General features: G+C 32.7%; 8 protein-coding genes. 7 read left to right on the top strand and 1 reads right to left on the bottom strand.

Going from position 1 to position 6,699, the window contains the following annotated elements; genetic code table 11:
- Nucleotides 1-140, bottom strand: a 140-nt coding sequence (locus tag LEP1GSC199_RS22365) for a helix-turn-helix domain-containing protein (RefSeq protein ID WP_002976392.1), incomplete at its 3' end; no start/stop codon positions are given.
- On the opposite strand from LEP1GSC199_RS22365, the gene LEP1GSC199_RS01775 reads away from it, so the two are divergent.
- The 7 genes from LEP1GSC199_RS01775 to LEP1GSC199_RS01745 all read left to right on the top strand — a co-directional run bounded on the left by LEP1GSC199_RS01775 (nucleotide 132) and on the right by LEP1GSC199_RS01745 (nucleotide 6,694).
- Nucleotides 132-881 (top strand): hypothetical protein, encoded by a 750-nt coding sequence (locus LEP1GSC199_RS01775; RefSeq protein WP_002976408.1) that lies wholly within the window; start codon nucleotides 132-134, stop codon nucleotides 879-881. The two genes, LEP1GSC199_RS22365 and LEP1GSC199_RS01775, sit on opposite strands and share 9 nt — an antisense overlap.
- A gap of 194 nt (nucleotides 882-1,075) precedes the next feature.
- Complete coding sequence (locus LEP1GSC199_RS01770) at nucleotides 1,076-2,236, top strand: RES family NAD+ phosphorylase (RefSeq protein WP_002976341.1); 1,161 nt, start codon at nucleotides 1,076-1,078, stop codon at nucleotides 2,234-2,236.
- Between the two features lie 272 nt (nucleotides 2,237-2,508).
- Complete coding sequence (locus tag LEP1GSC199_RS01765) at nucleotides 2,509-2,808, top strand: type II toxin-antitoxin system HigB family toxin (protein ID WP_039925760.1); 300 nt, start codon at nucleotides 2,509-2,511, stop codon at nucleotides 2,806-2,808.
- The gene (locus tag LEP1GSC199_RS01760; protein ID WP_002976409.1) at nucleotides 2,809-3,213 is read left to right on the top strand and encodes a helix-turn-helix domain-containing protein; all 405 of its coding nucleotides are present in this window, start codon (nucleotides 2,809-2,811) and stop codon (nucleotides 3,211-3,213) included. It begins immediately after the preceding gene.
- Nucleotides 3,214-3,436: 223 nt separating this feature from the next.
- Nucleotides 3,437-4,270: a hypothetical protein gene (locus tag LEP1GSC199_RS01755; protein ID WP_002976343.1), complete on the top strand. Its 834-nt coding sequence runs from the start codon at nucleotides 3,437-3,439 to the stop codon at nucleotides 4,268-4,270.
- Nucleotides 4,271-4,562: 292 nt separating this feature from the next.
- Nucleotides 4,563-5,768, top strand: coding sequence for a DNA methyltransferase (locus LEP1GSC199_RS01750; RefSeq protein ID WP_002976385.1), 1,206 nt, complete (start codon nucleotides 4,563-4,565; stop codon nucleotides 5,766-5,768).
- Nucleotides 5,768-6,694, top strand: coding sequence for a Bpu10I family restriction endonuclease (locus LEP1GSC199_RS01745; protein WP_002976361.1), 927 nt, complete (start codon nucleotides 5,768-5,770; stop codon nucleotides 6,692-6,694). The genes LEP1GSC199_RS01750 and LEP1GSC199_RS01745 overlap by 1 nt, the downstream gene beginning before the upstream one ends.
- Nucleotides 6,695-6,699: the final 5 nt, after the last annotated feature.

Below are 6,699 nucleotides of genomic sequence, written 5' to 3'. Positions count from 1 at the left end.
TAACCTTTAGATAATTCTCTGGAAATGCTTGAAGGACTTCGATTCAGTATCTTAGCTATACTTCTAATACTTTCCTCTTTAAATCGCATCTCAGCAATTACTTCCCTTTCTTTCAAATTAATTCTTGTATAATGATTCATTTATTAACACCTTATTCATTAGATTATCGGTGTTGCGTTAAAAATTTGATTCTACCTATCATAAAATATGATTCATTACTTTTTCAAAAACTAATAAACAATTCTAAGATAGAAATCAAATTTATAGACTCTGGTGATGGAGGATTTTTCATATTTGATAATCCATTATTAGCTTTCGCCTTTGCAATCCACTTTCAAGAAGCATTGACAAACTACAATACTTACCATCTATACAGAAAACTTAGAATTAAAGTTGGAGAAATATCTTTGAGATATTCAATCACATACGATTCACTTTTTCAATTCGATGACAATTTTTATGGAGCTTCGATAATAAATAATGCTCGAATTTTATCAAAAGATAAATTAAATAGATGCCTTATAGACCAAAATACACATGACTGGTTTCTTAAATATTTTAATAGCATTGAACAATTATCCTTTATTACCGATAAAGATTTAATGAAAGTAGAAGCATTTAAAGACTATGATTTTACCAATATTTCAAATATCGAATTTTCAGCTTTATCAAAAAAGGGTAAAAATGGAGTTCAAACTTATGGAATTAAAAATATTTATTCTCAAAAAATAGGATTAATAAAATCCAAAAACACTAGCCTTTCGATCTATAACTTACAAGTGAATTTTATTTACTCGATTCACAATGAACAAGTAACGGAATTTCAGAATATAACTTCAACTTTAGGAAATCTCAACACTTCCGGTTTAACTGTTGAATAATGTTCAAAAAAACGTCGTATAACAGCGACTTAACGCTTCGCTTCGGGTCTTCGCCCTCGCTCGGCCTTCGGCACATAGGCTTCTGGCACTCCCCTTGCTTACGCAAGTGTCGTTCCAGTCCCTAACGTCCCGTTGGGACTCAGGGTCAGCCTACGTCGTTAAGGCTATTTCGTTATGCGAAATCAGAAAAAAAAATGACCTGGTATCTCTGTATTAACTGTATCAAACACCACGAATTAGTTACTTTTTTTGCAATTAAAAAAAAAGAATTAAAAAAATGTGTTATTTGTGGAAATAAAAATGAATCGATAAAATTATCGAAAAACGCACATCTTCAAAATTTAGCAAGATCAATCATTCGATTTGAGTATTCTGAATATGACGTAGATAGTATCGCTAAATTATTTGAAATTTTACAAAACGAGAACCCACTTCTGCCACATATTGGATATCCCAAAAAAGCTAATAACTATTTTATTAATAAATTTTTTGGCAAATGGACAGAAAGTCCAATCGCAGAATTATGCGGAATTGATCGAAGAGATAACGAAATTCCAGTATTTATGTATGAAGAGTTTCCGGAAAGAGAAAATATCAAAGCGATATATTCACAACCGTTAAAGGAATTTTCTATCGATTGGGAAAAACTATTATCATACTTTAATTCAAAACAATATTCAAAAATTACGTCACTAATTCGGAGCAATTTATCGGACGAATTACATGTTTTAAAAAAAACATTAAAAGAAGGTACAGTTTTTTATCGAGCAAGGATAGGCCATAAAGAAGCAAGTTATAACCAAAAATACAAAATTAAAATTCCATATTCTGGCAAAGAAATTGACAGACCACCTACAAAAAATGCAACCAAAGGTAAGTTTAACGAAGAAAATATTTCAATTTTTTATGGAGCCACAACTGATTTAACCGCAGTGGCTGAAGTTAGACCTCATCCAGGACATTACATTTCAGTCGCAAAGTTTTTATTAAAGGAAGACATTGAAGTAATTGATTTGACCAAGATTCCGTTATATCTCTTTTGCAACTCTAAGAAATCTTTAGAAACTTTTGCCTTTCTTAAACATCTACAAAATTTTATTAATACTCCGATTATACCTGAAAAACAAGATCTATATTTATTAACTCAAACCATTGCAAATATATGTCGAAATATGGGATTCCCTGGAATTTATTATCAAAGTTCAGTTTCTGAAGGTCAAAACATTGCGCTTTTTGAGGATCGCGTATCTTTAATAAATAATTCAGAAAAATTATATAAAGTAAAAGATGTTTCTTTCAAATTTGATGAAGTAAAATATATCAGTACAAAAAAAAATTTTCCGAAGGAAATCTGACTTCGCATAACAGCGGGGAAACGCTTCGCTTCGGGACGAGCCCTCGCTTGGCCTGCGGCACATTCCTCTCCGTCACGTCTCTTGCGTCCGCAAGATTCGCGCCGACGCTAACGCCTTCTACGAAGGCTCAGCTACGAGGAACGTCGTCTCCCCTAGTTCGTTATGCGAAAATTTTCGGGCGCTTTTATTTTAATAAATTGCGAGCGTCCATGCTCGCTAAAAAGGCAAAAAAAGTTGTTGTTACCAATTCGGGAACATGGGCTTATTGATTTGTGAGGGTTATTTCTAGAAAAATACTGAGAGATTTCTACTCTATTCCCAAATACTCCGACTCCAAAATTCCGATAGAAGTTTGGTTTAAAGAAACTTCGAAAGCTTTCTGGAAATCTCCCTCAGATGTTAAGGAAAAATACAGAAATGCTAGTTTCCTTAAGGATAATAGAATCGTTTTCAATATACATGGAAACAAATACAGATTGATTGTGAAGGTTCACTATAATCTACAAACTGTATTTATAAGGTTTATCGGTACTCACGAACAATATGACAAAATCAACGCTGAGGTGATTTAAATGAACATTAAACCTATTAAAAATCAAAAAGATCACTTAGAAGCACTTTCTGAGATAGAAAAACTCTGGGATGCTAAGAAGAATACACCCGAATACGACAAATTAGATATTTTAATTACCTTAGTTGATGCTTACGAAACTAAACACTACCCTATTGATGATCCGGATCCAATTGAAGCTTTAAAATCGGTTATGGATGATATGAACATGAAAAGTGTTGATTTGGGAAATCTCATCGGCGGGCGAAGTCGTGCCACTGAAATCTTAAATCGAAAGAGAAAGCTTACTTTAGAAATGATTAGAAAAATTAATCAAAATCTAGGAATTCCTACAGACATTCTTGTAAAAGAATATAAAGTCAAAACTTCTAAGACAGTAAGAAAAAGAACGCCGTCCGTGGCGTAATTACTTCTGTAAACCCGAAAACTTCGCATAACAGCGACTTACCACTACGCTTCGGGACAAGCCCTCGCTCGGCCTTCGGCAAATTCCCCTTCTGGCATTCGCCTTGCTTACGCAAGCTACATGCCAGTCCCTAACGTCCCGTTACCGGGACTCAGGGTCGGGGAACTTCGGTAAGCCTAGTTCGTTATGCGACATTTATTTAAATTTATCTTGAAGGAAAAAAATGGAATTTGAAATTTCACCAGTTAAACTTTCTCAATTAATTTTCTTAATATTACTAATTAATCAGTTTCAAGTAATTGGTGATTGGAATAAAATTAAGGAATTTTCGAAATTATTAATATTACTAAAATTATCAGATATTTTGATCAGTACTTTCTTTAAAATATTAAACTTCTGGCCTTTTATATGGCATTTTGATCAAAGTTCTATCCATTCTCTTAATACTATCCTATTTACATGGAATGGATTTTCGCAATTTGAAAAAATAGGCCTTTGGAATGTCATCTTTACATTCCCTAAATTCAATTTAATTTCAGATTTCTTGAGCATTATTCTTGTTATTAAATATTTTAAATTTAATACACTGAGTGATGATAAAATTAATCAAAATAAATTCATTTATCCAATTTTTGTTTTTGGTTTAATCTTAAACTTTGCATTTATCATTTCGGATTACCAAATATCTTCTAATTCATCAAATGTAAATATTCCAATCTTAACTAAAGAAATTTTACAGGAGAATGGATCCTCTATAGTCTGGAATTTTCCATTCTTTTATTTCGTATTCTTTGCTACAGGAATCATTACATACTATTTGTATTCTAAGAAAGGATCTCTTCAAATTGATCTATTTAAATATTCTTTTCTTTCTTATCTCATCTTCTTATTTTCTATTGAATTCCTGAAAAAAGAAATACCTTATTTTACTACTTTCTTAAATAGCTCATTAAAAACAGATGTAAATCCTAGAACATCATGGACAGGATTTACATTTTCCCAAATCCAAGCGCTATTTTTTGGAATTGTTATATTAATCAGAAGTTATAGAAAATAAACGTCGCATAACAGCGACTAACCGCTGCGCTTCGGGACTAGCCCTCGCTTGGGCTACGCCACATAGGCTTCTGGCACTCCCCTTGCATTCGCAAGTGTCGTTCCAGTCCCTAACGTCCCTTTCGGGACTCAGGGCCAGCCTACGTCGGTTAGTCTAGTTCGTTATGCGAAATTGAGAATATGTATACAGGAAGAACACCGTCACATGTTAAGTATTTTCAATTGACAAAAAAATGTTATTTTCTAATATCAATAATATGTCTCAAATTAAGGCTATCGGAAAAGACCCGTCAATGAAAATCTCAAAGTATCTAATACCGTTGAATGAGATACCCGTTTCGAATGAGATAGAAAGTAGTGTATTAGACATTGAACTGAAATCGCGATCAAATTTACTGCCTTGGAAAGGTCAATTTTCACCACAGCTCGTAGAGACCTTTATAGATACCTTTTGCAGTTCTGGAGGCGCAAATATTTTTGATCCCTTTATGGGTAGCGGAACGGTTATAATCGAATCAGTGAGAAAAAAAAATCATGTATTCGGAACTGAATTAAATCCGGCTGCTTTTTATCTTTCGCAAATTTACTCTCTGGTTAAAACAAAGGATAAAAAATCACTCATTGCCAATATAAATGATATATTAAATCCAATTCTTGTTGGAGATTTATTCACTGTAAATATCGATGAGAATAATCTTGCAGAAATATTAGCAGATATAACTAAGAAAAATAGAGAAGATAATTTAAAAATAATACTGCAGGCTTTATATATATTACTAGACATTGATAAAAATGCGTTATCAGTGCAAAAAGTTCGCAAAACTTGGCTAAGACTTTCTGAAATAATATTAAATCTTCCGTTTGAAAATATAGTTATCGATCTAAAAAATGCGGACGCGAGAGCATCTCAATTAAAAAGTAACACAATCGATTTAGTAATAACCTCTCCTCCGTATATAAATGTTTTTAATTATCACCAACAATATCGCGGTTCCATCGAAAATTTAAATTGGAATTTGCTTGAAGTAGCTAAATCGGAAATCGGATCTAACCGCAAAAATCGTGGCAATAGGTTTTTAACAGTCATACAATACGTTTTTGATATGTTCGATGTTTTTATAGAAATAAAACGAGTATTAAAAGACTCTGGAAAAGTTATTTTTGTTGTCGGTCGAGAATCAAATGTTATGAAGACTCGCTTTTTTAATACCGAAATAATAATATCTATCGCAGTATTAGCTGGTTTTGATAAAATAAGGCGTATGGAGAGAAACTATGTAAATCGATTTGGCCAAAAAATAAAGGAAGATATCATAATTATAGGAACATTCAATAACAATATTGAAAGAAGACATGAATTACTAGGTTTATGCCTTGAGATTTTACACTCTGCTGAAATGTCTGTTCCCGTAGATCAAAAACCTTTTTTGGCAGATGCTATTAAATCCATAACTAATGTCATCCCATCACCTGTTTACGTAGGAAAAAAATCAGCTTAATGGAATTTACTAAGAAAACACATTATGAGAAATTAAAATCCACTCTCGAGAATGAAAAATTACCGCAGGAGGATAAGGTTAGAATTGAAGATGCGATCAAAAAATATAACGATTGGATATCAAACATTGAAAAAATAAAAACTTCAGTAAAGAATCCAGACGAAAAACTCTATGATTTGGTAACAATATTTAATGATTATAAATACTATATTGAATTCGATTTAATCTTCTTATCAAAAAATGACTTCTTATATCGGCAGAAAGGTCAGCTTAAACTAGACAATAGCATCATCGAAGAATTTCTTCCGCATCTAATTGACCCTTCAATTATCAAGGATCTGAAAACGGACAACCTAGTAGTTGGCCCTAACACAACTTTTGCCTCGGTATATTTTGAATCTAATCTTTCAGATCAAAGTCCCGATGGTGGACTCAAAATACGAACTAAAGATCAAGATTTTTCCATTGCGAAAAAACTCTATATCATGACATCGTTTGATGAGAACTTTACTTTAGCGAAGCCGAAAATAACTTACCTATCATATATAGCGGCCGAATGCAAAACGAATCTCGACAAAACAATGTTCCAAGAAGCATCTGCGACTGCACATGATATTAAATCAGCAATACCTGGCTCCAAATATTTCCTAATTTGCGAGTGGCTGGACATGACTCCGATCAGCACGGCTCCTACAGATATTGATGAAGTATTAATATTGCGAAAAGCAAAAAGGATCCCAGCTAATAGACGTAAAGATTTTGATACATACAAAGGAAGGCTTGCTAATAAAGAGTATTATTCTCAATTCTTGTTAACGAATCCAATTTATCCAGATGCAATCGAAAGGTTTTTAACTCACATAGCAAAAGTTATTCATAATGAATCCTTAATCGAAGATGATGTATTAAAACAAGGGTATTTTTAATTTCT

It is taken from the genome of Leptospira vanthielii serovar Holland str. Waz Holland = ATCC 700522, from assembly GCF_000332455.1.
Lineage (GTDB): Bacteria > Spirochaetota > Leptospiria > Leptospirales > Leptospiraceae > Leptospira_A > Leptospira_A vanthielii.
The sequence above is the reverse complement of the archived record's forward strand: the minus strand, read 5'-3'. Positions and strand labels throughout refer to the sequence as shown.

Excerpts from the sequence above, each read along its gene's own strand:
- LEP1GSC199_RS01775 (WP_002976408.1), top strand. The coding sequence starts at position 132 with ATGATTCATTTATTAACACCTTATTCATTAGATTATCGGTGTTGCGTT.
- LEP1GSC199_RS01770 (WP_002976341.1), top strand. The coding sequence starts at position 1,076 with ATGACCTGGTATCTCTGTATTAACTGTATCAAACACCACGAATTAGTT.
- LEP1GSC199_RS01760 (WP_002976409.1), top strand. The coding sequence starts at position 2,809 with ATGAACATTAAACCTATTAAAAATCAAAAAGATCACTTAGAAGCACTT.
- LEP1GSC199_RS01755 (WP_002976343.1), top strand. The coding sequence starts at position 3,437 with ATGGAATTTGAAATTTCACCAGTTAAACTTTCTCAATTAATTTTCTTA.
- LEP1GSC199_RS01750 (WP_002976385.1), top strand. The coding sequence starts at position 4,563 with ATGAAAATCTCAAAGTATCTAATACCGTTGAATGAGATACCCGTTTCG.
- LEP1GSC199_RS01745 (WP_002976361.1), top strand. The coding sequence starts at position 5,768 with ATGGAATTTACTAAGAAAACACATTATGAGAAATTAAAATCCACTCTC.